General features: G+C 30.9%; 23 protein-coding genes and 1 pseudogene. 12 read left to right on the plus strand and 12 right to left on the minus strand.

The annotated features are described in order from the left end of the window. Positions 1-102: 102 nt before the first annotated feature. Complete coding sequence (locus tag GM3708_RS00530) at positions 103-903, minus strand: sulfotransferase domain-containing protein (RefSeq protein ID WP_231933007.1); 801 nt, start codon at positions 901-903, stop codon at positions 103-105. A gap of 66 nt (positions 904-969) precedes the next feature. Continuing rightward, positions 970-1,704 carry a PEP-CTERM sorting domain-containing protein gene (locus tag GM3708_RS00535; protein WP_066342972.1) on the minus strand — a complete coding sequence of 245 codons (735 nt, stop codon included), beginning with the start codon at positions 1,702-1,704 and terminating at the stop codon, positions 970-972. A 266-nt stretch (positions 1,705-1,970) separates the two neighbouring features. Between GM3708_RS00535 and GM3708_RS00540 the strand changes: the two genes are divergently transcribed. From GM3708_RS00540 to GM3708_RS00550, 3 genes are all read left to right on the plus strand, one after another. Further along, entirely contained in the window at positions 1,971-3,218 is a 1,248-nt protein-coding gene (locus GM3708_RS00540) for an FGGY-family carbohydrate kinase (RefSeq protein ID WP_066342979.1), read from the plus strand. 194 nt (positions 3,219-3,412) lie between these two features. Continuing rightward, entirely contained in the window at positions 3,413-4,177 is a 765-nt protein-coding gene (locus GM3708_RS00545; RefSeq protein WP_066342982.1) for a hypothetical protein, read from the plus strand. Positions 4,178-4,228: 51 nt separating this feature from the next. Continuing rightward, positions 4,229-5,305, plus strand: coding sequence for a DNA cytosine methyltransferase (locus GM3708_RS00550; RefSeq protein WP_066342990.1), 1,077 nt, complete (start codon positions 4,229-4,231; stop codon positions 5,303-5,305). Positions 5,306-5,556: 251 nt separating this feature from the next. Here the strand turns inward: GM3708_RS00550 and GM3708_RS00555 are convergent, their stop codons facing one another. The 3 genes from GM3708_RS00555 to ctpC form a co-directional block, all read right to left on the minus strand. Beyond that, the gene (locus GM3708_RS00555) at positions 5,557-6,525 is read right to left on the minus strand and encodes a protochlorophyllide reductase (protein ID WP_066342992.1); all 969 of its coding nucleotides are present in this window, start codon (positions 6,523-6,525) and stop codon (positions 5,557-5,559) included. Between the two features lie 106 nt (positions 6,526-6,631). Continuing rightward, a complete protein-coding gene (locus GM3708_RS00560; RefSeq protein WP_066342994.1) occupies positions 6,632-7,453 on the minus strand; it encodes a Cof-type HAD-IIB family hydrolase in 822 nt (273 codons plus the stop codon). Between the two features lie 250 nt (positions 7,454-7,703). Then, positions 7,704-8,969, minus strand: coding sequence for a carboxyl-terminal processing protease CtpC (gene ctpC / locus GM3708_RS00565; RefSeq protein ID WP_066342997.1), 1,266 nt, complete (start codon positions 8,967-8,969; stop codon positions 7,704-7,706). Positions 8,970-9,276: 307 nt separating this feature from the next. Here ctpC and GM3708_RS00570 point away from each other — a divergent pair, with 307 nt between their 5' ends. Both GM3708_RS00570 and rimM read left to right on the plus strand, forming a co-directional pair. Continuing rightward, entirely contained in the window at positions 9,277-10,572 is a 1,296-nt protein-coding gene (locus tag GM3708_RS00570) for a pentapeptide repeat-containing protein (RefSeq protein ID WP_066342999.1), read from the plus strand. 377 nt (positions 10,573-10,949) lie between these two features. Beyond that, positions 10,950-11,591: a ribosome maturation factor RimM gene (gene rimM / locus GM3708_RS00575; protein ID WP_066343002.1), complete on the plus strand. Its 642-nt coding sequence runs from the start codon at positions 10,950-10,952 to the stop codon at positions 11,589-11,591. A gap of 85 nt (positions 11,592-11,676) precedes the next feature. On the opposite strand, the gene GM3708_RS00580 is transcribed toward rimM, so the two are convergent. The 3 genes from GM3708_RS00580 to GM3708_RS00590 form a co-directional block, all read right to left on the minus strand. Beyond that, positions 11,677-12,582 carry a S1 RNA-binding domain-containing protein gene (locus tag GM3708_RS00580; RefSeq protein WP_066343004.1) on the minus strand — a complete coding sequence of 302 codons (906 nt, stop codon included), beginning with the start codon at positions 12,580-12,582 and terminating at the stop codon, positions 11,677-11,679. 1,184 nt (positions 12,583-13,766) lie between these two features. Next, complete coding sequence (locus GM3708_RS00585) at positions 13,767-13,940, minus strand: type II toxin-antitoxin system PemK/MazF family toxin (RefSeq protein WP_082713953.1); 174 nt, start codon at positions 13,938-13,940, stop codon at positions 13,767-13,769. 166 nt (positions 13,941-14,106) lie between these two features. Continuing rightward, a complete protein-coding gene (locus GM3708_RS00590) occupies positions 14,107-15,660 on the minus strand; it encodes a hypothetical protein (protein ID WP_066343006.1) in 1,554 nt (517 codons plus the stop codon). A gap of 451 nt (positions 15,661-16,111) precedes the next feature. On the opposite strand from GM3708_RS00590, the gene acnB reads away from it, so the two are divergent. The 5 genes and pseudogenes from acnB (at position 16,112) to GM3708_RS00615 (ending at position 20,141) form a co-directional block, all read left to right on the plus strand. Beyond that, positions 16,112-18,715, plus strand: a complete 2,604-nt coding sequence (acnB, locus tag GM3708_RS00595) for a bifunctional aconitate hydratase 2/2-methylisocitrate dehydratase (RefSeq protein ID WP_066343007.1) — start codon at positions 16,112-16,114, stop codon at positions 18,713-18,715. A gap of 81 nt (positions 18,716-18,796) precedes the next feature. Next, positions 18,797-19,177 (plus strand): annotated as a pseudogene (locus tag GM3708_RS00600) (element excision factor XisH family protein); the annotation flags it as partial. Beyond that, complete coding sequence (locus tag GM3708_RS00605; protein WP_066343010.1) at positions 19,165-19,506, plus strand: XisI protein; 342 nt, start codon at positions 19,165-19,167, stop codon at positions 19,504-19,506. The pseudogene GM3708_RS00600 and the gene GM3708_RS00605, both read left to right, overlap by 13 nt. 201 nt (positions 19,507-19,707) lie before the next feature. Beyond that, positions 19,708-19,896, plus strand: coding sequence for a hypothetical protein (locus GM3708_RS00610; protein ID WP_066343016.1), 189 nt, complete (start codon positions 19,708-19,710; stop codon positions 19,894-19,896). Next, the gene (locus tag GM3708_RS00615; protein ID WP_066343018.1) at positions 19,896-20,141 is read left to right on the plus strand and encodes a hypothetical protein; all 246 of its coding nucleotides are present in this window, start codon (positions 19,896-19,898) and stop codon (positions 20,139-20,141) included. Before GM3708_RS00610 ends, GM3708_RS00615 begins: the two co-directional genes overlap by 1 nt. Before the next feature lie 31 nt (positions 20,142-20,172). Here GM3708_RS00615 and GM3708_RS00620 read toward each other — a convergent pair whose 3' ends face one another. After that, positions 20,173-21,765: an RNA-directed DNA polymerase gene (locus tag GM3708_RS00620; RefSeq protein WP_066343020.1), complete on the minus strand. Its 1,593-nt coding sequence runs from the start codon at positions 21,763-21,765 to the stop codon at positions 20,173-20,175. Positions 21,766-21,968: 203 nt separating this feature from the next. Between GM3708_RS00620 and GM3708_RS00625 the strand changes: the two genes are divergently transcribed. Then, positions 21,969-22,469, plus strand: a complete 501-nt coding sequence (locus GM3708_RS00625; RefSeq protein ID WP_066343023.1) for a YchJ family protein — start codon at positions 21,969-21,971, stop codon at positions 22,467-22,469. 19 nt (positions 22,470-22,488) lie between these two features. On the opposite strand, the gene GM3708_RS00630 is transcribed toward GM3708_RS00625, so the two are convergent. Next, the gene (locus GM3708_RS00630) at positions 22,489-22,719 is read right to left on the minus strand and encodes a hypothetical protein (protein ID WP_066343026.1); all 231 of its coding nucleotides are present in this window, start codon (positions 22,717-22,719) and stop codon (positions 22,489-22,491) included. 919 nt (positions 22,720-23,638) lie between these two features. Continuing rightward, positions 23,639-24,268 (minus strand): OmpA family protein, encoded by a 630-nt coding sequence (locus GM3708_RS00635; RefSeq protein WP_066343031.1) that lies wholly within the window; start codon positions 24,266-24,268, stop codon positions 23,639-23,641. Positions 24,269-24,595: 327 nt separating this feature from the next. Here GM3708_RS00635 and GM3708_RS00640 point away from each other — a divergent pair, with 327 nt between their 5' ends. Then, entirely contained in the window at positions 24,596-26,014 is a 1,419-nt protein-coding gene (locus GM3708_RS00640; RefSeq protein ID WP_066343038.1) for a mechanosensitive ion channel domain-containing protein, read from the plus strand. Here GM3708_RS00640 and GM3708_RS00645 read toward each other — a convergent pair. Next, complete coding sequence (locus tag GM3708_RS00645) at positions 26,011-26,262, minus strand: hypothetical protein (RefSeq protein ID WP_066343039.1); 252 nt, start codon at positions 26,260-26,262, stop codon at positions 26,011-26,013. The genes GM3708_RS00640 and GM3708_RS00645 overlap by 4 nt on opposite strands. Positions 26,263-26,318: the final 56 nt, after the last annotated feature.

Here is a 26,318-nt window from a genome sequence, read left to right on the forward strand (position 1 = left end):
TCCTAATATGTTAGTTATTAGCCGTTGGTTATAGTAACATTTACAGATTTATTTTTTAATCTTTAATTATTGACAAATTATTTAGGATTACTAGATAATAATTTACCATCCATAAGAATATCCTAATAAATTATATAATTCTTGATTATATTTTTGATAGTAATCTTTTAAAAAAAGTAGCATTTGTTCATCTTCATCTGTTTTTTGAAAATAATATTTTCCTTGATTATATTTAGTCACTTCTAGTTTTTTTATGTCTTCTAAAGAAAAATTATTAATCTCTAAAAAATCACAAACTTTTTTTAAAACTAATGCCAAATTTTGACGAAAATCATCTGTATTAATAATGAGTAAATTTTCTTTGTTAAAATAATTATAATAATGTTTTATTTGTTCTGCATATTTTCCTCGATTAATATAATCATAACGAAAGGGATATTTATGATAATCAAAGTCAGGATTTAATTCTTCTTGAATTGCTTCAGAAAAATTACGATTATCATAAAATCTTTTTAAATGATCATTATCAATATTTTCAAAACTATGAAACATTTGCCATGCAGAATAAGCCCTTGAAACTGGCTCTCTTAATACAGCAATCATCTTGATATTTTCTCCCAAATCATTTTTAATTCTTTCGGGTACAAAATCATAATATAAATAATTAGGAGAAGCATCACAAGTTAATTTATTTCCTTTAATAAGTTTGGAAGGAAAATTACTTAAATACCAACTAAAACCTAAGTTATAGTGTTCAGAGCGATCAAAATAACGAACTTCTTTAAAACCCAAATTACCAAAAATATTAGGATGAAACTTTAAGTAATTATATAAAGAACTTGTACCTGCTTTTTGTGCACCAATAATCAGAAAATCGGGAGTAGATTTAATTATTGGATACACTATATTTTTTAATAGTAACTTTGGTGATAATTTGATCATAAATATTAAGTGAAAACTATATTTTACTTAGATTTTTTTTGCTGTAAATTTTTTAAAAATACCACCAAAGCATAAGGCGACAAATGATCCTAAAATTGTCATTGGTTCAGGTGTATGAACAGCAGTAATTACCCGAAAATGATCTGTACCATCTCCAGCAGTTAATTTAAAATTCAAAGTATTACCATTAAAAGTAACAACATCAAAAACATTATCTAGAGATTGATTAATAGAATAACTGACACCATCTAAACCAAAAATTGCGTTTGTCTGACTTGTTCTACTTGCTAAAGGAACTATAATATCTCGAGGTAAAATTCCTAAAATTCTTCCTTTAAATTCCAATGTTCCTTCCCACGCCAACCTTTCTCCACCATTACCATTTAAAAAACCTTGTCCCACAGGATCAACCCAAATCAAATCACTGCTGACATTCATTCCCTTGGTTAAAGTATTTTTTATGGCACTAGGCTGGGTATAATTAGGATCTGAAAAAAAATAATTACCAAAGATCATTAAGTCTTTCTGTAAAGTAATATTTTGCTTTTCTGTTAGTGCAAATACATTTTTTCCTTCAACTTTTCCAGCACCTACTTGATTATTTGATAAAGCCAGTAAATCGGATTTTTGTAAAATGCTAACACCAGTTGGTTGAGGATTTATAACATTACTATTTCCAAAACGATAACCACCTACGACAGCACTACCAGTAAGTACTAAAGCCTGTGAAGGTAAAACTGGAAATAAGCTAAAACCTAGCATTGACAATGTTATAGTGCTAAAGATTGAAAAGGAATTTCTATACATAAATTTTCACATTAATAGTAATGGAATAATATGGTTGATCGAAAATTATTTACATCTTATCAAAAACTTCGTATTGCTTGTCATGTTATTTGCGTATTTTTACGTAAGTAATTATTAATTTTCACTATTGCATAAATGTTATCACTTAAATATTGTTATTCTTACAAACAATATGTTATCTACTCAAAAGACAATATAATTAGATTAATAGGAGGTTATCATTGAATTATTACTTAGGATTAGATTTCGGTACATCAGGTGCAAGAGGGATTATCATTGATGAGGCAAAGCAGATTATTCTCAACATTAAGACTTCTCAAAATAATTATTCTCAACCTCAACATTGGCAACAAGCATTACAAGATTTATTGTCTCAAATCCCTCTTAATATTGCTCAACATTTACAGGCGATCGCCATTGATGGAACATCTAGCACAGTAGTATTATGCGACAATAAAGGAAACTCTATTGATGATCCTCTGTGGTATAGCGATAATCGAGGAAAAAAATACCTAAGTGAAATTGCTAAATTTGCTCCCGAAAATCATCTAGTCATTAGTGCAGCCTCTAGTTTAGCTAAACTTTATTGGTGGTATCAGCAACCTATTTTTAAAAATGCTTGTTATTTTCTTCACCAAGCTGATTGGTTAGCTTTTCTTTTGCACGGGAAATTAGGCATCAGCGATTATCATAATGCTTTGAAATTAGGTTATGACTTGATTAGTTTAGATTATCCCCAATGGTTAAAAAATCAACCTTTTTTTGACATTTTACCCCAAATAACTGTACCAGGGGCAAAAATTGCCAGAATAACCCCTCAAATTAGCAAATTATATCAAATTAACCCTGATTGTGTTGTTAAAGCTGGTACAACAGATAGTATCGCCGCTTTTTTGGCTAGTGAAGTAACTCAAGCAGGGGAAGCCGTGACTTCTATTGGCTCAACTTTGGTGTTAAAACTTTTAAGTAAAACGAAAATTGATGACAACCGCTACGGAATTTATAGCCATAAACTAGGTGATTTATGGTTAACTGGTGGAGCTTCTAACACTGGTGGAGCAGTATTAAAACATTTTTTTGATGAAAATGAACTGCAAAAATTAAGTCTCAAAATTAACCCGAATTTACCGACTAATTTATATTATTATCCTCTTTTAAATAAAGGCGATCGCTTTCCCATTAATAACCCAAATCTTGAACCAAAAATAACACCACGCCCTAAAGACAATGTAATATTTTTACAAGGATTATTAGAGGGAATAGCAGATATTGAAGCGAAAGGCTACGAATTATTAAAGGAATTAGGTGCAACCCCTCTCACCAAAGTTTATACTGCTGGAGGCGGTGCAAAAAATGAAACTTGGGGTTATATTCGTGAAAAAAGATTGAAGGTAAATGTAAGTATATCACCTCAAACCGAAGCCGCTTATGGCACTGCCTTATTAGCAAAATCGACTGTTTTAGTTTGAGTCTGATAAATTAATTATTTATAATATTTCTGGTAAAAAAATTTTTTATTCTCTCGTAGGATAATTTATGAAATAAAATCATCAGCACTGATCATTTACATTATTAAAGTGGGTGATCGTCAAAGTATTTATAAAAATTAAAATTTAGACACATATCGAGATAAAATTAATTTGATTTATTATGAGGTTCTACTTTGCATATTAATCAAGCTATAAAACAAAATCTTTTAAAAGAAATAAGTAATCAAAAAGAAAAGATTGTTATTCCAGATATTGTACCTCAAGATCAGGAATTGATAAATGCTTATCAAGTTTCTCGTATTTTAGATAAATATTTATTAGATTATTTTAAAAATTATAATAAACCATTAATATCAATTGAAATTGAGAAAAAAATAGATAAAATTTTAGTCAAATTTAAACAAGAAGTTTTGAAAACATTATCTAAAGAAAAAGATAGATTTAGAAAAGAGATTCAAGAAAATAAGACTACTTTTAAAAATATTTTTGAGTTTGCAGGATGTGAAAATTTATATTTATCTAATCTTTATACTCGTTTTATTTCGGAAAATATGGGGCATAAATTAGAAGATATTGCAGAAATAGCAAATAACGTTTTTTTGCCTGATAAAGAATTAGATATAAAAATAAAAGGTATTGACTTAATTATTTTTCATGAAGAAAAGATAAAATATACTCAACTGAAAACGAAAAAAGATACTCTTACAGGAAGTCAAAGTAGTCGCTCAATTAATGAGTTAAAAATTCATCCTTTTTCTATTTTTGCGGCAGCCTTAGATATGGGAAATAGTTGGACTATTAGTAAAACAAGTTGTGAGAAATATAACATTGAAACATTAGCAGGTGAATCTTTTTGGTCTTTGCTTAATTTAGATTATAATTTAATAGTTAATAAACTTGCAAAAACTATCAAAGAAATAGATAAGAAACTTTATTAATATTTGGAGTTGCTATAATAAATGCAATAATCGTTTAATTGTTTAATTAATATGTTATCAACGAATCTGTCTAGGTCATATAAAATATTAATAAATCAACAAAAATATAATTTTAACGTTATTGAGTTATTCGCTGGTTGTGGCGGCATGGCATTAGGATTAGAAAATTCTGGTTTACAAACAAAGTTATTAGTTGAAATTAATAAAAATTGTTGTGAAACATTAAGCAAAAATCGTCCTCATTGGCAGATTATGAATGAAGATGTAACTAAAATAGATTTTACAAAATATAAAAATAAAGTTGATATAATAACAGGTGGTTTTCCTTGTCAAGCCTTTAGTCATGCAGGAGAAAGAAAAGGATTTTTAGATACTAGAGGTACACTTTTTTTTGATTTTGCTAGATGTATAAAAGAAGTGCAACCAAAAATAATTATTGGTGAAAATGTTAGAGGTTTAATTACTCATAAAAAAGGTGAAACTTTAGCTATAATTTTAAAGACTTTAGATGAATTAGGCTATCAAACAAGTTATAAATTATTAAATTCTCAATATTTTGATGTTCCCCAAAAAAGAGAACGAATTATTATTATGGGAACAAGAAAAGATTTAGATATTCAACCTATCTTTCCCAGAGAAAATAATTATATTATTAGTTTAAAAGAAGCCTTAAAAAATTGTCCTCAATCTGATGGTGTTAAATACAATAAACGAAAAAAAGAGATTATGCAATTAGTACCTGAAGGAGGAAATTGGCGTAATTTGCCCGAAGAAATTCAAAAACAATATATGAAAAATAGCTATTATCAGGAAGGAGGAAGAACAGGTTTTGCGAAAAGATTGTCATACAATGATCCTTGTTTAACCTTGACCTGTAGTCCTGCACAAACTCAAACAGAAAGATGTCATCCGACGGAAACTAGACCTTTAACCGTGAGAGAATATGCAAGAATACAAACTTTTCCCGATAATTGGGAATTTATGGGTTCATTAACATCACAATATCAGCAAATAGGTAATGCTGTACCCGTTAATATGGCTTTTCATTTGGGAAAATGTTTAATTAGTATGTTAACTGGCGAGAAGAAAATTGCGATTCAAGAGGCAAAACAGTTGTCTTTATTTTAAACTTGTCAGAATGTTGATAAAAATTATATATTAATTATCATTTATTAATTGTTAATTGTCATTAATGATTTCATTTGTTATTAAAAATTTACTTTTACCCTTTGTATCTGACGCCTTGCTATAATTGTTGGCATTGCTGAATCAAGGTATGAAAATAAAAACTTAATAATCTGGAATATTTACTATTTAATAGTTGAGTAATTTCCAAGAAACATAAATTATACTCAAAATAACCAAAGCCTAATTATTAATTAGCTTAAGCCGACTAATTGTTTACTCAAATCCCAGAGAATTCGTGCTTTATCTGTATCACTAGCTTCGTCTGAAACCTCCTGTACAAAAGATTTACGCCCTTGTTTTTGACGATTTCCCCAACTCCAATAAACCCCAGAAACATTATATTCTGGATCAGCTACAACCATAGCAACTCTTTCCCCAGCTAATTCTTCTGTGACATAACCCCCAGTAATATTTTTTTGAAATAGAGGAAATATTTTTTGAAATAAAGAATAGTGATTACGGAAAAGTGCAGTAGTAGCAACACATCCGGGATATAAAGCTGAGAAAACAATACGGGTAGATTGATGATAACGACGATGTAACTCTTTCATAGTTAGCATATTGCATAATTTACTATCTTTATATGCTTTTCCTGACTTGAATTTTTTACCGTCAATCATGGAAATAGGTGCTTTAAATCCTTGTTTGAAGCCGTCTAAATTCCCTAAGTCTGGAGGGGCAGGAATAGGGATTTTGCCACCTAATTCTTTCGGATTTGCGGTAACAGTACCTAAAATGACTAATCTCGGCTCAGGATTTCCAGAATTTTGCAAGTCTTCTAACATTAAATTACAAAGTAAGAAATGCCCTAAATGGTTAGTGGCAACGCTAATTTCGTAACCATCTTCATTACGCAATGGCTCTTTTAGTAAAGGATAATAAACGGCTGCATTACACACTAACGCATCTAATTTTCTACCTGTTGCTCGAAAATCCTGTACAAATTTTTTAACGCTACCAAAAGATGCTAAATCAAGATGAAGTGCTTGATAATTTTGAGTCGAAATACCTACTTCTGCGGCTGCTTTATGAGTTTTTTCAAGGTTACGACAAGCCATAATTACAAACCAGCCTTTTTCGGCTAATGCCCTTGCCCCTTGTAATCCGACACCTGAAGACGCTCCCGTAATTATTACAGTAGGTTTATTATCTGTAGTCATATTTACTTAAACTTGTTTTATATTATTAAATTTCACAATATCTTAATGATTGCACATAAGGCTAAATTCAAGTTCTAAGTTTTTTTAAGATAATACTTAGAAATTCTTATAAGATATACTTAGCGATCGCTTCTGCTACTCCATCATTTTCCACATCACGGGTGACAAAAGAGGTAATAGCTTTAACTTCTTTCGGTGCATCACCCATCGCAACACTAAAACCAGCGTATCCTAACATAGAATAATCATTAAAATTATCTCCGATAGTCATGATTTCTTCGGCGGTAAATCCTAATATTTTTTCCACTAAATATTTAACAGCAGTACCTTTATTAACATTGGCTTGAGTTGCCTCTAAATAAATAGGGTTGGATTGAGTTAAGTATAATTCATGATCTTGGTAACGTTTTTTTAACTCAACTAACATTTGAGAAATTAAATTATAATCAGGACTTGAAGCTAAAATTTTAGTTGGATTTTGGTGTAAAAGAGAGTTTAAATCATCAACTATATTAACACCAATACCTGATCTTTCTACATAAAAATCTGTTTTTTCTGTTATTTTTTCAACATATAATTGATCATCAAAATAAAAATGAATTTCGATATTATTATTGATTTTTTGTTGCTCTTTTAAATAAAAAAATAAATCTTGAGCTTTTTCTTTATTAACGGGATTATGTAATAAAATTTCTGAATTTTCAGGATTTTGAATCCATGCTCCGTTATAGCCAATGATGGGTAAATCTGCCTCAATATCATGATGAAATCGCAAAGCTGAACGGTACATCCTACCTGTTGCTAAACCAACTTTTATGCCTTTATTTTTTACTTCTTTTATGGCTTTTTTAACCTTCTCACTAACTTGATTAGATTTTCCTGAAATTGTGCCATCAATATCTAAAATTAATACTTTAATGTTGCTCATGAAATTTTTAACTAAGATTATAATTTTCTTGCATTATGACAGGGATGTGTTAGTTTTTTAATATTATCTTCTTTTTTCCTGAAGGTTATTGGAATTATGATTTTTCATGAGGGTTACTAATTAGAAATAATCAAAAAATGCCATAGATGAGAAGATTACTTAAGAAAATTTTTTTGCTTATTTTATGGCTAGATAAAGCAAAGCCAATAATTGCAGTAATTTTTAAAAATTGTTAATTGTTAATTATTAATTATTTTTTCGCTACTTGTTGAGATAAAATTTCAATGGCTTTTTTGAATTGTGCATCTTCTATCGTACCCACTTTTTCTCGATCTTTAATTAATACTTCTTTTTCAGCATCAGTCATCTCATATACCACGTCAGGAGTAATACCATGTTTATTTATATCTCTGCCATCAGGAGTTAAATATTTGGCGATCGTCACTGCCATGCCCGAACCATCTCCTAAACCTCTGACAGATTGTACTAAGCCTTTACCGAAAGTTTGTGTACCAATAATCGTTGCTCGTTTATGATCTTGTAATGCTCCTGAAAGAATTTCACTGGCACTAGCCGAACCACCATCAACTAAGACAACAATAGGTTTATTTGTTAAAGCTGTACCATTGGCTTGATGGGCTTCAACTTCTCCTACTCTGTCAACAGTAGAAACAATTCTTCCTTCATCAATAAACATTCTGGCAATTTCTACACTAGAGTATAATAATCCTCCTGGATTCGATCGCAAATCGAGAATATAGCCTGTAACATTATCTTTTTCTCCATCGAGAATAGCTTGTTTCATTTCTTGAGAAGCATTACCGCTAAACTGAACTAAACGAATGTACTCTACTTTTCCTAATCCTTGATTAGTGTCAATTCTTGCTCTTACAGGATGAATTTCAATATTAGCTCTGGTGATGGTAAAATCTAAAGTCTTTCCGTCTCTTTCAATCACCACAGTTACTGAAGTTCCGGGTTTTCCTCGAATCATAGAAACAGCGTCATTAAGCTCCATTCCTTCGGTACTTTTACCATCAATTTTACGGATAATATCTTTAGAGATAATTCCTGCTTTAAATGCGGGAGTATCTTCAATAGGGGCAATAACGACTATATTTTGTGTATTTTCGTCTTTACTAATTTGAATACCAATACCTGTTAATTCTCCTGAAGTATCAATTTGCATAGTTTTAAATTCTTCAGGATTCATAAAGCGAGTATAGGGATCATTTAGCTTTTTAAGCATTTCCCGAATAGCTTCGTAGGCTTGTTCTTTATCACTATATTGCTTATCTAAATATTCTGTTCTGATTTTACGCCAATCTTCTCCGTTAAAAGTTGCATCTACATATTTTCGGTTAATTACCTGCCATACTTCATCAACTAATTCTTTCGGACTATCTTGGAAAAAAGCCTGACTTTGGGAAAAACGAAGTCCAAAACCTGTAACCGCTACGCTAGAAACGGCTAATGCAGTTGTACCGAGAACAAGCCCACGTTTAGTGATTCTCATATTCTAAAATCTATACTGAAAACTTATAAAGGAATGGAAATCTCTAAGTTAAAATCTAAGTTCGTTCTATAAAATAAAATGAACCAACGCTAATTTTAACTAAAAATATTTACCTGATTTCATACTAACATAATTAATAATAGACAGCCTTTGCATAAAATAATCGAACAATCATATCTGAAAAAAAATAACAAAAATAGATTTAATAGTTAAAGTTAAAACAATAAGCAATAGTATAAATATGTTTTAATTGTTGATTGTTAAATTATTTTCAATGAAAATTAATCCTTAAACTGCATATCCACATATGACTGAAAATATAGAAAAATCTAATGAACCTAATAATTTAATAAAATCTAACAACAAGAATGATCAAGATAAGTTTATTCCTTTGGATTCTTCTATTTCTCCTCAAGGAGACTTAAATTCAATACAGATTCCTCCGAAACAATTAACATATATCAAAAAAGAAAAAACATCTTATTCGGGCAAAATAATTATTTCTTTATTCTTTGCTCTTGTCGGTATTTTTTTTGGTAGTCATTGGTTAGGATTAATGGGATCTCTTTTTGCCTTCATTTTTGCCTTAATTCAAATTGTACCTTATGCTCAAGAATGGATTAGATTTTTTTTAACTCCTCAAGAAAGACAAACTTTAATCAGTGGAGTTGGTTTAGTTTTAGCTTCAGTTATTTTAGGTCATTATTTAGGTATTTATCATCGTATTAGTTTATGGTTGAATCAGTTTAAGTATGATGAATTTGGATCATGGGCTGAATGGGTAGGTGCATTAGGACAAATTATGATTGCTGTTTTGGCAGTTTATGTGGCTTGGCAACAATATGTAATCTCTAAAGATTTAACTATTCAGCAAAATCGTATTACTCAACAACAAACAGTTGATGCTTATTTTCAAGGTATTTCCGATCTAGTTTTAGGACCCGATGGTTTGCTAGAAGATTGGCCTCAAGAACGGGCGATCGCCGAAGGTAGAACAGCCGCTATTTTAAGTAGTGTTGACGCATCAGGAAAAGCAAAAATACTGCGGTTTTTATCTCGTTCTCGTTTAATAACTCCTTTGAGAAGAGATAGTCATTTAGGGCGACCTATTTTAGATGGTGTAGGAGGTTATGAAGAAGATCGGGAATTAGGTACAAGAGTTATTAATTTAGGAGTAGTATTAGCAGGATGTAATTTTACAGGGCAAGATTTACGTTGGACTGATTTAAGTGACGCGAATATGATACGAACGGATATGAGTAAATGTGATCTTATTAAGACTAATTTATCTCGTACTATCTTATACGAAGCTAACTTAGAAAAAGCTGATTTTAAAGGTGTTAAATTATTTTATGGGAACTATAATACTGCTAGTCCTCGTAGTCGTATTCATGCTCCTAACTATAACACAGGAGAAGGTACTGGGGTAGTCATTGAAAAAGCTAATTTAAGTGGAATCAAAAATCTCAGTGAGGAGAATCGTTATTATTGTTGTTGTTGGGGCGGAGAATATACTCGTTCTACCATTCCGGGAGGATGTCAAGGTATCCCTGATCGTTTAACTCTCCTTAAGTCACAAGGAAATAACAATGAAGGATTTTGACAATAGTACTTACCTGAGTTCACCTCAGTTCGACAGAATAAAACGGATGGAGGTAAGACAGGGAGGAGGGGGGTGACTGGGAGATGGGGGGATTGTTGTCAAAATAACTCAACATCTGAATTAAATTTGATAAATAATTATAGAAAATCAATTTTAATAATATTTAAGTCTATTCTCTTCTTGTCTCTTTGTCTCACCTTCACCTATAATTTCATATCGGACTCAGGTGTACTTAAGGTGTGATGAAAAAGTATGAATGATGAGGTTAGCTATCAGCTTAAGTTTGTGACTGCAAGGAATTTAGATTTCAAAAAAATCGTTAGTGCAAAATTTCAGTACAATAAAAATAGTCTTTCATTCATAGAGCCGAAAATAAATTGGAGATTCAGGATTTAATAGAAATTGGTACAATTGTTGCTCCTCAAGGATTACAAGGAGAATTAAAAGTAAAAACTGACTCAGATTTTCCTGAACGTTTTGAAAAATCTGGTAATAGATGGTTACAAATTCAACCTCATCAGTCTCCCCAACCTGTGGAATTAATCAGAGGGAAACAAATTCCGGGTAAAAATATTTTTATTATTAAGTTAGCTGGTATTAATGATCGCAATCAAGCCGAAAGTTTGCGAGGAAGTCTCTTATTAATCGAAAAAAGCGATCGTCCATACTTAGATAAAGAAGAATATCATGTTACGGATTTAATTAATTTACAAGTATATAACCAAAAAACAGGGGAAAATATCGGTGTTATAACAGAAGTTTTTAGTGCGGGGAATGATATTTTAGAAGTAACCCTACATAATCAACCAGAAGTAAAACCAGATATTGTGCACAATTTAGAAAAAATAAGTCGAATATCTAAACGTAAAAAATTTAAAACCAAAAAACATAAAGCGGCGACAATTTTAATTCCTTTTGTCAAAGATATTGTTCCAATTATCAACTTAGAAAAAGGCTTGATTGAAATAAATCCTCCTAAAGGTTTATTAAATTTAGACTTAATCGAAGAATCAGAATAATTTAGTTAAAGTTAGATTAAACTTACTCATTCTTAATTATTTAACAGAGAATAGGTATAAATAATTGTTAATTGCTAATTAATTGCTAATTGATCTTCGCTTTTTTATCTGCTAATCTTTGTTCAGCAGTTTCCATTACTAGATCTTTTTTCTCCAAAAACTCTCCTGGATAAATTTCTAAAACCTTAGTTGATAAAGAAATGCGGTTTTTAATCTCGTCTATTTCTAAGACAACGACTTTAACTTCTTCTCCGATTTTAAATACATTACTTAAAGCACTAATTTGTCCTTCACTAATTTGTTTAATATGTAATAATCCCGCAATTCCACCAAAATCCACAAACACTCCATAAGGCTGAATTTTTACAACTTTTCCTTGTACTACTTCTCCTTCTTGTAAATTAGTCATAGCCGCAGATCGAGCTAAGTCCCTTTGAGTTAGTACAATTTTATTCTGTCCTCTATCAATTTGCAATACATTAGCGGGTAAAGATTGATCAATTAACTTTTCAAAATCATCTTTTTCAATCAAATGAGAGCGAGGTATAAATGCTCGTAAACCATCAATTTGTCCGATAACACCGCCACGATTAACACCTGTTACCAACATTTGCACGACTTTCCCTTTTTCTTGAATTTCTATGAGATTATCCCATGCTTGTTCAATGAATAACTGACGACGAGATAATTTTACTTGTCCTTCAGAATCTTGTTCTTTTATGATGAGAAACTCAAATTCTTCATGAAGAGGTAGAATATCCGCAATATTAGTTACATTTTGCCAAGAAGCCTCACTTAGAGGAACAAAACCCGGGGATTTTCCGCCAATATCAACATAAACACCACTAGAATCATGCTGAAACACTTTCCCTTTTACTATCTCACCCTTATTGAAATGATAGTCATATTGTTCCTGTTCTAAGGCTTGAGCAAAATCATCCATTGAAAAGGTCGTGTTTTGCTGTTCAGAGGGATTAGAATTAGCGGTCATAATTAATAATAAAATCAGTTAATTAAACGAATCAGTTTCATTATAATAGTTTCTGTCTTATTTTGATTAAATTTATTACAGAACTTTACCAAAAAAAAGTATCTAAAAACACGATAAGAAGATCTGATAATGTCTTAAAACATATGTAAAATTTGAATAGAAATATAAGTATTTTTACATTATTTTTATCTAAATCTCATAAGTTATTTGTAATTGAAGAAAAATGGGTTAATAATAAATAGGGTATAAAAATTAAATATATAGAATTTACTAATAAAATATTATTCTTTTTCTATAATATAAAATAATCTTTTAGTCTGTTATTTTGTCTCTTTCAAATGATAATATATATTAAAAAATAATTTTGTTGTCATCGTAAATAAAATTATTGAAATTAAATTTTAAAAAATTTTTTATATTATTGATTATTTAAAATATAACAGTATTTAGTAAATCTTTGGTAATATCTTTTTTACCTAAATTTATAGGAAAATTAACACTACTAATTAAGAAGTTTTTCCATGGATCTAAATAAACCATAAATTCTATAAATTAAGGATAAGATAAATTTTTTGTTATAGATATTCTAACCTACTAACTTATAAAAATTCAGTTGAAATTATATTTATAAATTTCATATTTTAACTTTAGAAATTGCTAATTTTTTGATCAAATAATATATGACTTTTTTCTGATCTATTTCTAACTATAAATCTTTAACAATTTTTCTAATATTTTTCCTTGAACAATACATCGATCATTTTGAGTAAAATATTTCAGCTACAAATCCTCTTTTTTCAGAAGGATAAATAACCATTAAATAATTCATTTTCACTCCCCTTCAATTAATTCTATTACTTTTTAAACATATAATAATTTTATTCGATAATAATGAACTACGATAACAAAAACAATATTATTTTTTTTAAAATATGATGAATTCTTGTAATTCTATCAGAAATAAATATTTCTAACTCTCACTATTTAGTAATATGGGTAAAATTTATGTTATTGGGGCTATTTTTAAGTTTATCAAATAGTTTTTCTTTTTTCCCCATTCTTAAAAATATTTTTAGATTCGAGTATGTTTTTAGTATAGCAAGTTAAGCTCGATCGAACCTTCTACACTCCAAAAATTTGATCGAACCTCCCACACTCCACAAATGTGATCGAACCTCCCAAAGTTAGAAATAATCAACACTAATCATAAGTGAAGCGAGTATATCACTCATAACATCAGAAGAAATAATGCCAATTTTTTTGATAAATCTTTGGGTTGAGATACTTCTAATTTGTAAAATATTTCTCACAAAATCTTGAAGTAATTTATTATTTTTATCTTGACTTATTTTTACCATAAAAAGTTTTACTAATTCTTTAATCGAATAAGTTTTTTGTTATTTTGATTCCTATTAATGATCATAGTATTTACCATAATCACATCCTTTTTATTCTGATGTTTTATTATATGATAAAATAAATATGACCTCAAATTACCCTTAGCAAAAGCGATCAAAATTTGTTCTAGGGTTTGATATTATCTAATTGCGATCTTAAATACTCTAAATCTCTCATATATTTTTCAATAACATCTCTTAATGCATATCTAGTAATCTCACTTGTTGTATATTGCTGTTTGGTGAAATGAAATTCTAAAGCATAAGTATCACTTATAGTATTAATTTTAATATCTGGTTTTGGAGCAGTTGTTCCTTGAACAAGCGGTTTTTCAAATTCTATATCTATAAGTCCTTGAAATTGATGATATTCTAATGCGACTTTGAGTGCTTTTGCCATAAATTCATGCAAAGTTGATTCATGAACTTTTTCTCTAAGATGTAAATATTGTCCTAAAATTTTTGGAGATTCTGTTTTTCCACTCCTTTTTTTAGCTGACATTCCTCTTAATAAATAAAATAGATTAGTACCAGCTATTGAATTTCTAACATTTTCTTCTTTTTGTCTTCTTTCTGCTAAAGGCTGATTCCAATCAAAACTATTACATTCACCTGGAAGTTTTTTCATAATCACATCTTTATATGCAGAAAATTTTGTTTTTCTGAAAGACTCCAATAACTTATCATCACCATAAACTAAAGCCGCAGTTACCACAGTAATAATTGGCATATTAATTAGTCTAATATCTAAAAAATTAAGAGCAGGTACAAATTTAATCCATTCTTGATCTTGTTTCCAATGTTTAGATAAAGCATCTTCTGAAGATACTAATTTAGTAGGTGATGCTTTTAAATTCTCATTATCTTGTACTAATCCTTTGATAATCAGATAAGTATGATCATAATGTTGCAAATCAGGACAACAATAAACAATCCAAACATGATCTCTTTTCCCTTGTGATCTGATTTTACATTGATTTCTTCTATCTGAAATACGAGTAGCTATTGTCTCAATAAATTTTCCAATTGTATGAGAATTTTCTACCCATGTTTTTAATTCATCTAAATTAATTCCATAATCTGATATACTATAAGGAGGATTTAAAGTTCTTATTGTTTCTTGTGCAATTTCTATGTATTTATCTTTAGAAATACCAGGGAAATTATACCATCTTGATCCACCATATAATTTTTGTTCAGGAATTAAATCCCCTATTTTTACCCCATGTTCACACCAATTTCTTGCCACTTGATCCTCAATTGTTGGAACAACAAATAAAATAGGTAATCTCTTTCTACGACCAAATCTATTGATATTTGCTAGAATGATTTGTATATATTGATCTGAAATACTTTGAGGTTTTTCTCTACCTTCTAAAATAATTAAGTTTATTTTATCTTTATCAATTATTAAGTTTTGAAGTTCAGAACTAAAATCTTCTGCCTCTAAAGTCTGTAAATCTATTGTTTGTGTCAAAAATTGAATTTCTTTTATATAGTGATAAATGGTATTTAAAAATGTTGTTTTTCCACTACCAGTATCAGCACGAATTACTAAAACTTGACATCCTCCAGTCGTTTTTAAATATTCAACAATATCTATTATTACATTTAGAGCATCTGGTACTGGTCTAATAATAGTTTGTAATGAAACTTTGTTGGATTCAATTTTAGGTTCCAAGTATTCCCATCTTGTTGGCAAAATTAAATCGGGAATAGTATTTATAGTAGTATCTACAAAATCTTCATATTGTGAGGATTTTTCGATCTGTGTAAATTCTTGGTATTCTTCATATTGTGAAGATTGTTCTTCCTCTATAGTGTGAGAGTCATTATTATCAGTTTGCTCAGAATCAATAATATTTTCTACAGAGTAAACAGATGTATCAAATAGAACACCTTGTCCTTCAACAGTGACATTTTTTTTTTTTGTTGGATTGATTCATAGTCTGGTTTTCACTTACGGCAACTTTATAAGTCTAACTTATTACTAGGTTTATATTTTGAAATAAACGATTCTAATCATAACTAAAAATCGATCGAACCTTGATAGAGTTGATACAAAACCCCTGTTCATAACCTTGATATGCTTAAAATAGTAAATTATTGTAAAAAATATAAGCATAAATACTATGACTTGGTTAGAAACATATCATCAACACGCAGAAGAAAGAGCTAAATTGGGCATTCCTCCCTTACCTCTTAACGCCGAACAAACATCCCATCTATGCGAAATGTTGCAGAATCCCCCAGAGGAATTGAAAGAAGAATTAATGGTGTTACTGCGCGATCGAATTCCTCCCGGAGTAGATGAAGCATCTTATGTAAAAGCAGGATTTTTAACGGCGATCGCCAAAGGAGAATTAACATCCCCCATTATCTCCAAACAAGGGGCAGTGAGCTTATTAGGTACAATGATGGGAGGTTATAATGTTCAATCCCTCATCAGTTTATTAAAATCCAAAGATAGCAATGTTGCCATCGAAGCAGCCAACGCATTAAGCAAAACCCTCTTAGTATTCGATGCCTTTAACGATGTCTTAGAATTGTCGGAAACCAACCCCCACGCCAAACAAGTTATCGACGCATGGGCAAATGGTGCATGGTTTATCAGTAAGCCTAAAGTTGCCGAATCTATCACCGTGACAGTGTTTAAAGTGCCGGGTGAAACCAACACCGATGACTTATCCCCCGCACCCCACGCCACCACTCGCCCTGACATTCCCTTACACGCCTTAGCAATGTTAGAATCGAGAATGCCAGACGGGTTAGAAACTATTGCTAAATTAAAAGAAAAAGGTTATCCTGTGGCTTATGTCGGTGACGTAGTGGGTACAGGTTCTTCTCGTAAGTCTGCAATCAATTCTGTATTATGGCACATTGGCGATTATATTCCTTTCGTACCCAATAAAAAATCTGGGGGTTATGTCTTAGGCGGCAAGATTGCACCTATCTTCTTCAACACCGCCGAAGATTCTGGGGCATTACCCATCGAGTGCGATGTCACCAACTTAAACACTGGGGATGTTATCACCATTTACCCCTACGAAGGCAAAATCACCAACGAAAACGGCGACACCATTACCACTTTTACTCTCAAGCCTGAAACCATTTTAGACGAAGTGAGAGCAGGAGGACGCATTCCTCTCTTAATTGGACGTGCCTTAACCGATAAAACCCGTCAAGCATTGGGATTAGAGCCTAGTACTTTATTTGTACGCCCTCAAACCCCTGCTGACACTGGTAAAGGGTTTACCTTAGCTCAAAAAATGGTAGGAAAAGCTTGTGGAGTGGAAGGAATCCGCCCCGGCACTTCCTGCGAACCGATAATGACTACTGTTGGTTCTCAAGATACCACTGGACCTATGACAAGAGACGAGTTAAAAGAATTAGCTTGTTTAGGATTCAATGCAGATTTAACCTTACAAACCTTCTGCCATACTGCCGCCTATCCCAAACCCGTTGACATCAAAACCCATAAAGAATTACCCGATTTCTTCTCCACCAGAGGGGGAATTGCCTTACGCCCGGGAGATGGTATCATTCACTCATGGTTAAACCGTATGTTATTGCCCGATACCGTCGGCACTGGTGGCGATTCTCATACCCGTTTCCCTCTGGGTATCTCTTTCCCCGCAGGTTCAGGTTTAGTGGCATTTGCGGCGGCTTTGGGGGCGATGCCTTTAGATATGCCTGAGTCGGTTTTAGTCAAATTCACGGGGGAATTGCAACCCGGAGTGACTTTACGAGACATCGTTAATGCTATTCCCTGGGTGGCAATGCAGGAAGGTAAGTTAACCTATGGCAAGGAGAATAAAATCAACGTCTTTAACGGGCGTATTATGGAAATGGAAGGCTTACCCGATTTAAAAGTTGAACAGGCTTTCGAGTTAACCGACGCAACGGCGGAGCGTTCTTGTTCTGGTAGTACAATTAAACTCAGTGAAGAAACCGTAGCGGAATACTTGCGATCGAACGTCAGTTTAATGAAGAATATGATCGCACGGGGTTATCAAGATGCTCGTACTTTATTACGCCGTATTGCCAAAATGGAGGAATGGTTAGCGAATCCCTCTCTCATGTCTGCCGATGAAAATGCTGAATATGCAGATGTTATCACCGTCAATTTAAGTGAAATTAAAGAGCCGATCGTCGCTGCTCCTAATGACCCAGATAATGTTAAACTGATGAGTGAATGTGCTGGTGATAAAGTGGATGAGGTTTTCATCGGCTCATGTATGACAAACATCGGACATTACCGTGCGGCGGCGAAAATTCTTGAGGGTGCTGGTACAGTTAAAGGGCGTTTATGGATTTGTCCACCCACTCGCATGGATGAGCAACAATTACGCAATGAAGGAGTTTACGATGTGTTTGTTGCTTCGGGGGCAAGAACTGAAATGCCCGGATGTTCTCTTTGTATGGGTAATCAAGCAAGGGTTGAGGATAATGCTACAGTTTTCTCGACTTCTACCCGTAACTTTAACAACCGTATGGGTAAAGGTGCAAGGGTTTATCTCGGTAGCGCTGAGTTAGCCGCAGTATGTGCTTTATTGGGCAAAATTCCTACAGTTGAGGAGTATATGTCGATCGTATCTGAGAAAATCGATCCTTTCAAGGGTGAGTTATATCGTTATTTAAACTTCAATGAAATTGATGGTTTTGAGGATGAAGGGCGAGTAATTCCTTTAGAAGATATGCCAAAAATCGAGGATATTTTAGGAATGCCAGTATAATCTTTAGGGTGGGCATTGCCCACCTTTTAACAAAAGTAATTGGGAAAAATGCCTGCAAAAGATATTTAACATGATGCCGTTAAAAATGCTTTAATGAAGGATGGTTGGACAATTACAGCTGATCCTTACTTCATTATTTATAAGAAATTAAGACTTGTTGCTGATTTGGGTGCTGAACGTTCATTATCGGCACAAAAAGGAAATGATAAAATAGTTATTGAAGTTAAAAGTTTTCTTAACTCCTCTTTTATTTATGATTTAGAAATGGCAGTGGGGCAATATATTATTTATCGAAACTTTCTCAAAAAAACTGCCCCAGATCATCAAATTTATTTGGCACTTAGTCAGCTTGTTTATCAAGCTAATTTCGATGAAACTATTGATATTGTTGTTAAAGAAAACCAAATAAAATTAATAATTGTAGAGACAGAAAAGGAGGTTATTACTAAATGGATAAATTAGAAAATTATCGTTTTTTAATTAAAAAGATTTTAACAGAATATCATCATATCTTTTCTTCAGCTTCCCCCGAAAATGTAGAAATGCTTTTAGCTTTTGATGAGGAAAGAGATCAATATTTATGGTTTCAAGTTGGTTGGACATCAGAGGAAAGAATAAAAGGAAATTCTGTTCATATTCGCATTAAAAATAAGAAAATTTATATTGAGGAAGATTGGACTGAAGAAGGAATTGCCACAGAGTTATTAAAAGAAGGTGTGCCTAAAGAGGATATTGTGTTAGCTTTTCATGATCCTGAAACTCGCAAATATACTAATTTTGCTGTGGCTTAAATTAATTATTATAATCATATCCGAGAAAATCGATCGATCCTTTCAAGGGCGAATTATACCGTTACTTAAACTTTAATTAAATCTATGGTTTTGAAGATGAAGGACGAGTTATTACTTTAGAAGATATGCCAAAAATCGAGGACATCTTAGGAATGACTGTATAATTGTAGGGGGTTGTATTGTCCACCATTATTTTTGTTTATGGGAAAAAATCACTTTAAAAAAGCAATTTTATCTTTAGAGAATCGAATTGCTGAACATCAAGAAAAAATTAGATTAGAATTAAAGAAAGATTATCCAGATCGAGGATTAATTAACCATTGGCAAAAAGAAATCAAAGCCTTTGAAAAGGGAATTGAACAAGCATTAAAAAGATTGGGGAAAAAATAATGCAACTAACTGAAAGAAAAATTCATATAAAAAACTCTACTTTAAATACTTTAATTATCGAATTAAAAGAAGAATGTCAAAATGTTCTTTCTCTAATTAATCAACTGGAAATTTCGGAATTAAGCGATCGACAAAAAGGTAAAATTTTATCAGAATTATTAGTATCTTCTATTTATTTAGATAGTCATTGTAATAAAGATTTTCAAGATTTAATTTCTGATGAATTAGAAACTTTACAAGATTAATTATAGTACGGAGAAAAATGGCGAAAGATATTTATGTATTGATAGGATTTTTTTTTGCCCATTCTGCTATAGTCCGCTCCATATGATCTAAATTAAAATCTATACCACGAATCCAATGTTTATATTCATCATTTGGTAAACAAGATGCCGCATATATAAAAGCACGACGAATCCAAGGTGTCATATCATGAAGATATTGTTTACGATTACGAAACCAGAAATCCTTTTGACTACGTCCCATTGCTAATAAAATTTCTCGTCTTGAAAAGTCATCAAGTGCATCATTATAAAGCTTTATGTATTGATCATCAGAGTTCCATTCTCCGTCTGATGCAAATGGCATTAGCATATACATTCGAGAGTATTCAAGGTATGAAGTAGTTGAAGACTTATCTTGAAATATATCGATGATTTTTTTCCCAAGATCAAATTTTTTTTCAGGTGTTAATGTATTAAGTTTTAGCAAATATTCAATTGTTTCTCGTATAACTGGGACAAACTTATTAAAGTTATCGAAAATAAGGTCAACTACATCAGATTCACCTATTTGTCCTAGTCGCCGTAGTAAAAACTTCAACAGAGAAAGATCAGGTTCTTCTTCATTAATCTGTTCCTGTAGTATCTTTTGAAGATTCAGTTCATCAATTACTTTTTGATATTCAGGTGATAAAGAATCATAATTGATTTCTTCATAAGTATCTTGAATACCCATTAAGGCAAGCAAATCATAAAAACGTTCAGATAAAGTTTCAATCTCTCGATTTTCATTTTCTTTAAGATAAATTCTCCTGAATACATCAACAGGGATAATTTTCGTCTTATTCTGTTGAAGTGTAAGACCGTGATTATCTAGTAAAGAGCGAGCTATAAGCGTTAGGTATTTGTAGGCTTCTGCTTCAGAATTACAGAAAATTCGGAAATCATCAGAGTATCTAAGATATTTAGCACCTTCAGAAAGTAATATTTGATCAATATCTGTAATAGTTACTTCCGCAATCAGACGTGAGGCAGAAGAACCGACAGGAATTCCGTAGGAATATGATCCAGCCCAATGAGCTATTAAGTCCTTCAAAGCTTTTGCGTGCATATGACCAGTACCTAAAGCACGATGTAAAGCATTATCAATGCGATGTGTATAAATGCGAGGAAAAAAATCTGCTATATCTGCAATCACAACATGGGATAACGTATTTTCTTCACATATTTTTTGTGAAGCTTTTTGAAAACTTTGATATGTGTACTCATCGGAAAACATATTCCCGTTATTATTGGGCGAAAACCGGTAAGAGTGAATAATATTCTCGCTTACAGGGACTCTTTGTGCTTCTAGTTTTTCTCCAATCTCTTTTATAAGTGCTGTAAATACTAGGAAATCTAGTGGATCAAGTTGTGTAGATATTCGGAATCCAAAACGATGCTTTGGAACTAAACATCTTCTAAATGGTCTAACTTTCCAATGTAAAATATCTGTTTCTTGAATGAATTTCTTGATGTTTTCCCACTCAGATGAGATTGCTTGAAACTCAAAAAGTTCAGGAAATATATCAGTATCACCTAATGTAAGAGCGTGGTTTAAAGCCCAGTCTAAAGAATCATCCTTAAGTTTTAATGGCATAGTGCTCATCAATATCTTTTTAGAAAGTTAATCATTGATAATATAATGTATTTGAGTGTAACATAAAATTATCAGATCGCTTTTATTTTAATAATCTTTCATATTCTTCATGACTTCCTATCTAAACCCAAATATAATCTTCTCCATCTTTAAAAGCTAAAGCAAGATTCCAAAAACCTATTTTTCAATTAGCTATCAATCGACATTTGATCATGTTTATTTCTAATCATAGTCTTTCTTCTGTGCCTTGCCCCTGTGGAAGTCAAAAGCCATTAAATCAATGTTGTGATGTCTATCTACAAGGACAATTACCAGCTCCTACCGCAGAGAAATTGATGAGATCGCGCTATTCTGCTTACTATCTCAAAAATATAGATTACCTATTCAACACAGAACATCCTAAATACCGCAAACCCAATAGTAGAGCTATGATTACGGCGACTGCTAACAGTCTTATATGGCTTGGTTTAACCGTACTTAACACCGAAGGAGGAAAATCTGAGGATGAAACGGGTATTGTTGAGTTTATGGCAGTATATCAAGAAGGAAAGTCAGTAGCTCAACTGCACGAGCGATCGAATTTTATCAAGGAAAAGGGTAAATGGTTTTACAGTGATGGGGAGATTCTACCACCCATTCAAGCAAAAAAAAATGAACCTTGTTGGTGCAACAGTGGCAAAAAGTTTAAACAGTGTCACGGTAAACTTAGGTAGTAAAAGGTTCGATCAAACTTTATATCAACACCATTAAATCACTAAAAGCAGGTTTTATAAACTCATTTTTATCCTGTAAAGTTATATAATTTAGATTGACAGCAAGTTGCATTAATTCCGTTAAAAACCGTTTTAACTCTTCTAAAACTTGTTGCTTATTTAACATAACTATTCTTTCATCAGTTGAATAACCAAACTCTCTTAAATAATATTTAATCTCATTAGCAATAGGTACAAATTTAATTATCATTCTATAACTTTCAGCAAACTCTAAATCAATAGTTTTACCTCGTTCTAATTCTCCTATTTGTTCAGGAAATCTTTCCTCTAATAATATACAAATATCAAGTTCTAAAAATACATTAAACTTAGTTTCTCCTATTTCTATAATGACTTTATAATCATACTCATAACAACATTTTTTTACCCTAATTCAAAAGCCGATAATTCCTCAAAAGGATTGTCAGAAGGATCAAAATTTTTTTTAAATACGTTCTGGTAATTTAATTTTAAATTGTTCAATATTATTCATCTTTACTCTTTAATTTTTATTAATTTTAGGTGTATAGTTAATTAAAATAACACTGAGACAGTTAGAGAAAATATACAGGATGAATAATGCTCACAAATCAAAGTTTTTGAAAATTTTTAATATTATTAAACTGTTTCATTCTTATTTAAAATGACTATAACTATTGGTTAAAATTCTTACTTTGGAGAAGTATATATCAATCATCTCTGAAAAAATTGATCTTTTCAAAAGTGAATTATATCGTTACTTAAATTTCAATAAAATTGATAATCTTGAAGATAAAGAGCAGTCATTTCCTTAGAAGAAATACTCAAAATTGAGGACATTTTAGATATGCTTTGGATAATGGTAAAATAGGTAATAATTACCTGTAATAAATATCTTTCATTATTTTCCGAGATGAAAGAATAAACCAAAAACAAAAATATTATCTAACAGATATATGTTCACTTTTTAATAGAATATTCTCCTGATTTAACGTTCTCTTTAGTTATTAATACCACAAAAAGCAATTTAAGCAGAATATATGGTAAAGTGAAATTTTTAAAACAATATGAATAAGATGCTTTATAAAATTCTAGTGATTTTGTTTTTTGTGTTCGAGGTACGTCTTTCAAAGCACAAAAAATAGATTAAATTATAAATTATTTTTACCCGGAGGAATAAAGCGAATTTCGATACGTCTTCTTGTCTCATCAGCTTGACGATTTAATGGGGCTAATTCTCCTGATTGTAAATATAATTGAGCTCCAGAATATGCCCTAAATTTAATGTCTTTAAATTCTTCTTTTTTTTGTAACTCTTGCACCACTGCTAAGGCTCTCATTAAGGCTAAATCTGCATTTGAACCCGCATTTAATTGATTGACTTTCAGTTGATTTCGTGCTACTTTTTCTAAGTTATGATCCAAGTTTCCTGTCAAGCCTAAAACTTGCCCGTCTGTATGTCCAATTACTTGAATAAAATCAATATTTCTTTCTTGAATAATTTTTTTTATTTGGGGTACAATTACCTCATTTACATACTTTTTTAATTCTGGTTTTAATTGAGCTTTTCCTGATTCAAACTGAAATTTACCTGATTTTTCATCAATTATAATAGGTGTTGCTGACTGCAATCTTCGATTTAATTCTAAGGATTGAAATAATGCTAGTAATAATAAAAAACTCATAATCATAAAAGCATTAGACATTAAATCTGTAAAGGAAGGAAAAACATCTAATTCTTTATTTTCTGTGGTATTTCTTCGGTTTGATCGAGTTCTCATTTTTTATGATAGGATTTTAATGTATTGAATATTTATACATCTGGAAAACTTATTTTAACATCAATAAACCTGACTTTGATCAGTAGAATAACAGACTAAAATTATTAATATATATTATTTTTAAGAAAGTATGATCTATTTTAAGGGAGAAAAATAGTGTTATAAATTAAGAGTCAACTAATAAAAAAAATGCTAATAAATTAATGTATATTCAAAGGTAAAATAAAAAAAATTAGTCAGATTTTGGAATTAGTCATCGATCATAATCTCATAATTCACATAGGATTACTATATTTTAATATCCCGTAATTTGTACGGAGGAAAAGAATGCTTAATTGGTTAAAAAATATCTTCACTAATCCATTATTTTATCTAGGGGGAAAAGGGGTTTCGTTAGCATGGATTGTTCAAACTATCTTATTAGTAATAATAGTAACTGTTTTAGCCAAAATTTTTAAAAGAATTTTAAAACATAAAATACTATTAAGTTTAAAAATAAGTGAGAGTAATAGAGAAGTTATTTCCACATTTCTGAGTTTTTTGATTGCTACCATTGGCTATCTAATTGTTATTTATATAATGGGTATAAATTTAACTTCTTTAGCCGTTATAATTGGTAGTCTTGGTGTTGGCATCGGCTTTGGTTTTCAGGAATTAACTCGTAATTTGATTAGTGGTATAACTTTATTAGGAGAAGGCAAATTAAAAGTAGGAGATTTGATCGAATATCAAGGAAAATTGGGCTATATTATGGAAATTTCTATTCGTTGCACTGTGCTAAAAATGTTTGATGATTCTGAATTAATTATACCTAATACGGAATTAACTAATAATAATGTAATTAATTGGAATTATAGTAATTGTCAAGGTAGAATTGAAGTATCAATAGGAGTAGCTTATGGCAGTGATTTATTACTTGTCACTGATGTTTTATTACAGTCAGCTTTTATGGTAAGAGAAGTTTTATCAATTCCTGCTCCTCAAGTTATTTTTCGGGGTTTTGGCGATAATTCTCTAAATTTTTCATTATGGGTATGGGTAGAAAAAATTAATTTTAGAGTAAAGATTACCAGTTCTTTACTATATGTTATTGACTATAATTTTAGAGAAAATAATATCAATATTCCCTTTCCTCAAAGAGATGTTTGGTTACATAATACGAATGATATAAATGATATAAAAATCACCTCTCAAGCAAATATTAACAATGAAAAATATATTAAATATTTGCTATTAAACGTGAGTCTTTTTCGTAATTTTAATGACTTGCAATTAATTCGTTTAATAGAAGTAAGTCGTCAAAAATATTTACAGCCTGAAGAAATTTTAATAAAACAGGGAGAGTATGGAGATTTTTTTGCTTTGGTTTTAGAAGGAGAAATAGAAGCAATTTTTACAGCAAAAATTACTAAAAAATCAATATTTTTCTTTAAAGAAGGAGAATATTTTGGAGAATTACCGTTACTTTTGAAAACACCTTATCCTACTACCATGAAAGCGACAAAACCAACAAGATTATTATTAATCAAAGAAGAAAACTTCTATCATCTCATCAAAGAATATCCTTTTTTAGCAGAGCAAATTATTCAAGAATTAAATGTGCGTCAAGATATGATTCAAGACTATCAACAACAATTACGAGAAATGGGTTTATTATTACAAGAAGAAAATAAAAATCCTTTATCTTTAATTCGTCAATGTTTCCAACAAATTTTTAACACACCATTAGATATCACCAAAAATTAAAAATATTGTCTTAAATCTTTATTTAATTCTGCACTTCCTGATTTAAACTTAAAATTACCTGATTTTTTATCAATTATTATCGGCGTTGTAGATTGTAATTTTCTATTTAATTCTAAGGATTGAAATAAGGCTAATAATAAAAAACTAATAATCATAAAAGCATTTGACATCAAATCTGTGAAGTAAGGAAACACATCTAAATCTTTATTATCACTGGTATTTCTTCGGTTCCATCGAACATTTCTCATATTTTTATGATAGGATTTTAATATAGTGATTAATTATAAATATTTATAAAATCTTA

Origin of the sequence: Geminocystis sp. NIES-3708 (assembly GCF_001548095.1) — a bacterium.
Lineage (GTDB): Bacteria > Cyanobacteriota > Cyanobacteriia > Cyanobacteriales > Cyanobacteriaceae > Geminocystis.

Coding starts and splice junctions, on each gene's coding strand:
- GM3708_RS00535 (WP_066342972.1), bottom strand. CDS start 1,704: ATGCTAGGTTTTAGCTTATTTCCAGTTTTACCTTCACAGGCTTTAGTA.
- GM3708_RS00550 (WP_066342990.1), top strand. CDS start 4,229: ATGTTATCAACGAATCTGTCTAGGTCATATAAAATATTAATAAATCAA.
- GM3708_RS00555 (WP_066342992.1), bottom strand. CDS start 6,525: ATGACTACAGATAATAAACCTACTGTAATAATTACGGGAGCGTCTTCA.
- GM3708_RS00560 (WP_066342994.1), bottom strand. CDS start 7,453: ATGAGCAACATTAAAGTATTAATTTTAGATATTGATGGCACAATTTCA.
- ctpC (WP_066342997.1), bottom strand. CDS start 8,969: ATGAGAATCACTAAACGTGGGCTTGTTCTCGGTACAACTGCATTAGCC.
- GM3708_RS00570 (WP_066342999.1), top strand. CDS start 9,277: ATGACTGAAAATATAGAAAAATCTAATGAACCTAATAATTTAATAAAA.
- GM3708_RS00580 (WP_066343004.1), bottom strand. CDS start 12,582: ATGACCGCTAATTCTAATCCCTCTGAACAGCAAAACACGACCTTTTCA.
- GM3708_RS00585 (WP_082713953.1), bottom strand. CDS start 13,940: ATGGTAAAAATAAGTCAAGATAAAAATAATAAATTACTTCAAGATTTT.
- acnB (WP_066343007.1), top strand. CDS start 16,112: ATGACTTGGTTAGAAACATATCATCAACACGCAGAAGAAAGAGCTAAA.
- GM3708_RS00605 (WP_066343010.1), top strand. CDS start 19,165: ATGGATAAATTAGAAAATTATCGTTTTTTAATTAAAAAGATTTTAACA.
- GM3708_RS00610 (WP_066343016.1), top strand. CDS start 19,708: ATGGGAAAAAATCACTTTAAAAAAGCAATTTTATCTTTAGAGAATCGA.
- GM3708_RS00615 (WP_066343018.1), top strand. CDS start 19,896: ATGCAACTAACTGAAAGAAAAATTCATATAAAAAACTCTACTTTAAAT.
- GM3708_RS00620 (WP_066343020.1), bottom strand. CDS start 21,765: ATGAGCACTATGCCATTAAAACTTAAGGATGATTCTTTAGACTGGGCT.
- GM3708_RS00625 (WP_066343023.1), top strand. CDS start 21,969: ATGTTTATTTCTAATCATAGTCTTTCTTCTGTGCCTTGCCCCTGTGGA.
- GM3708_RS00630 (WP_066343026.1), bottom strand. CDS start 22,719: ATGATAATTAAATTTGTACCTATTGCTAATGAGATTAAATATTATTTA.
- GM3708_RS00635 (WP_066343031.1), bottom strand. CDS start 24,268: ATGAGAACTCGATCAAACCGAAGAAATACCACAGAAAATAAAGAATTA.
- GM3708_RS00640 (WP_066343038.1), top strand. CDS start 24,596: ATGCTTAATTGGTTAAAAAATATCTTCACTAATCCATTATTTTATCTA.
- GM3708_RS00645 (WP_066343039.1), bottom strand. CDS start 26,262: ATGAGAAATGTTCGATGGAACCGAAGAAATACCAGTGATAATAAAGAT.